Annotated in this window: 2 protein-coding genes; both read left to right on the forward strand. The window is 71.9% G+C overall.

All coding sequences use genetic code 11. The features are described 5' to 3' along the window. Positions 1 to 97 precede the first annotated feature (97 nt). Positions 98 to 892 carry a MerR family transcriptional regulator gene (locus G6024_RS14450; protein ID WP_069389402.1) on the forward strand — a complete coding sequence of 265 codons (795 nt, stop codon included), beginning with the start codon at positions 98 to 100 and terminating at the stop codon, positions 890 to 892. A gap of 55 nt (positions 893 to 947) precedes the next feature. After that, a complete protein-coding gene (locus G6024_RS14455; protein WP_067715114.1) occupies positions 948 to 1835 on the forward strand; it encodes an oxidoreductase in 888 nt (295 codons plus the stop codon). Positions 1836 to 2045: the final 210 nt, after the last annotated feature.

The raw sequence follows: 2045 nt of genomic DNA on the forward strand, positions 1-2045 counted from the left end.
CCTGCCACCGTTCTTCGCCCGCCGGTCGCGGAAACCCGGGCTTGACCCTGACATCGCGTCAGGCCCCACGCTCGTGGATGTGAGAGATGCTGGAGACATGACGACGAGAGACGGGCTCACCGTGGGAGCGGTCGCCGCGCTGGTCGGGGTGAGCGTCCGGACCCTGCACCACTGGGACCGGATCGGGTTGGCGCCGGCGAGCGGCAGGACGTGGTCGGACTACCGGGTGTATGACGACGACGACGTCGCCCGCCTCCACCGGATCCTGGTCTACCGCGAGCTGGGCTTCCCACTCGCGGAGATCGGGGACCTGCTCGATGACCCGGAGGCCGACGCCCTGGCTCACCTGACCCGCCAGCGGGAGCTGCTGGTCGGACGCATCTCGCACCTGCAGGAGATGGTCTCCGCAGTCGACCGCATGAAGGAGGCGATCGATATGAACGCACCACTGACCCCTCAGGACAGGGCCGAGATCTTCGGCACGGACTGGAAGGAGGAGTACCAGGAGGAGGCCGAGCACCGCTGGGGCGACACCCCGCAGTGGGCGCAGTCGCAGGAACGCACGGCGCGCATGTCCAGGGAGGACTGGAAGCAGGTCAAGGCCGAGGGCGACGCGCTCAACGTCGACCTCGCCGCCGCCAAGCGTGCCGGCATGGACCCGGGGGCGCCGGAGGCCGCGGAGCTGGCCGAGCGCCACCGCGCATCGATCGGGCGGTTCTACGACTGCACGCATGCGATGCAGGTCTGCCTGGCGCGGATGTACGTCGAGGACCCACGCTTCGCCGAGACGTACGACGTGCACGAGCCGGGCCTGACTCAGTGGCTGGTCGCCGCCGTCGAGGCCAACGCCCGGGCGCACGGCGTCGACCCGGACACCGCCACCTGGGAGTGAACTGCCCCGCATGAGCCGGTGGGCGATGTCGGACGGCGGACGTACCCTGGCCCGCATGAGCCGATGGACGACCGCCGACATCCCTGACCAGACCGGCCGGACCTTCGTGGTCACCGGGGCGAACTCCGGGCTGGGCCTGCAGTCCACCCGCGCGCTGACCGACGCGGGCGCCCGCGTGATCATGGCCTGCCGTGACACGGGCCGCGCCGAGACGGCCCGCGCGGGGCTCGCGCACCCGGACCGCGCCGAGGTCGTCGAACTCGACCTGGCCGACCTCGAGTCCGTGCACGCGGCGGGTGAGCTGCTCGCGGGCCGCTCGCCCGACGTGCTCATCAATAACGCGGGGCTGATGAACATCCCACGGTCGCGCACCGCGCAGGGCCACGAGATGCAGTTCGGCGTCAACGTCCTCGGCCACTTCGCGCTCACCGAGCACGTCGCGCCGGCGCTCACCGACCGGGTGGTGTGGCTGGGCTCGATGATGCACCGCTTCGGCACGGTGGACCCCGACGACCTGGACTGGACCCGTCGCCGCTACGCCCCGATGCCGGTGTACGCCGCCTCCAAGCTGGCCTGCGTCATGCTCGCCTACGAGCAGCAGCGTCGCCTCGAGGCCGCGGGGTCGTCGCTGAGGGCGGTGGCCGCGCACCCCGGTTATTCGGCGACCAATCTGCAGTACCGCAGCGGCAGCCGCGTGCAGGACCTGCTGATGAAGGGCGTGGAGAAGATCCCGTTCCTCGTGCAACCGGCCGAGCGTGGGGCCCTGCCGCAGCTCTACGCCGCGACCGTGGAGTCCGTCGCGGGCGGCGCGTACATCGGCCCCGACGGCCCCGGCGAGCTCACCGGGTACCCGACGACCGTGAACTCCACCAAGGCCTCGCACGACCGCGAGGTCGCCGCCGCACTGTGGGACCGCTGCCGGGAGATGAGTTCGCAGGGGTGAGTGGTCAGGGGTGAGTCCGCAGGGGTGACCGCCCGCGGGTAACCGCTGGCGGCGCGGCCTACCGCCCGGCCTTCCGAGTGGCCCCGCAACGATTTGCCCGGGCCCGCGTGGAGGGGACGACGACGAGCCCGGGCCCCTACGCGCGCCGGCGGGCGAAGGCCAGCAGCAACCCGCCCAGCAGAATCGTCCCGGCGGCGACGCCGACCAGCG

This window comes from Dietzia maris (assembly GCF_014144855.1).
Classification (GTDB): domain Bacteria; phylum Actinomycetota; class Actinomycetes; order Mycobacteriales; family Mycobacteriaceae; genus Dietzia; species Dietzia kunjamensis.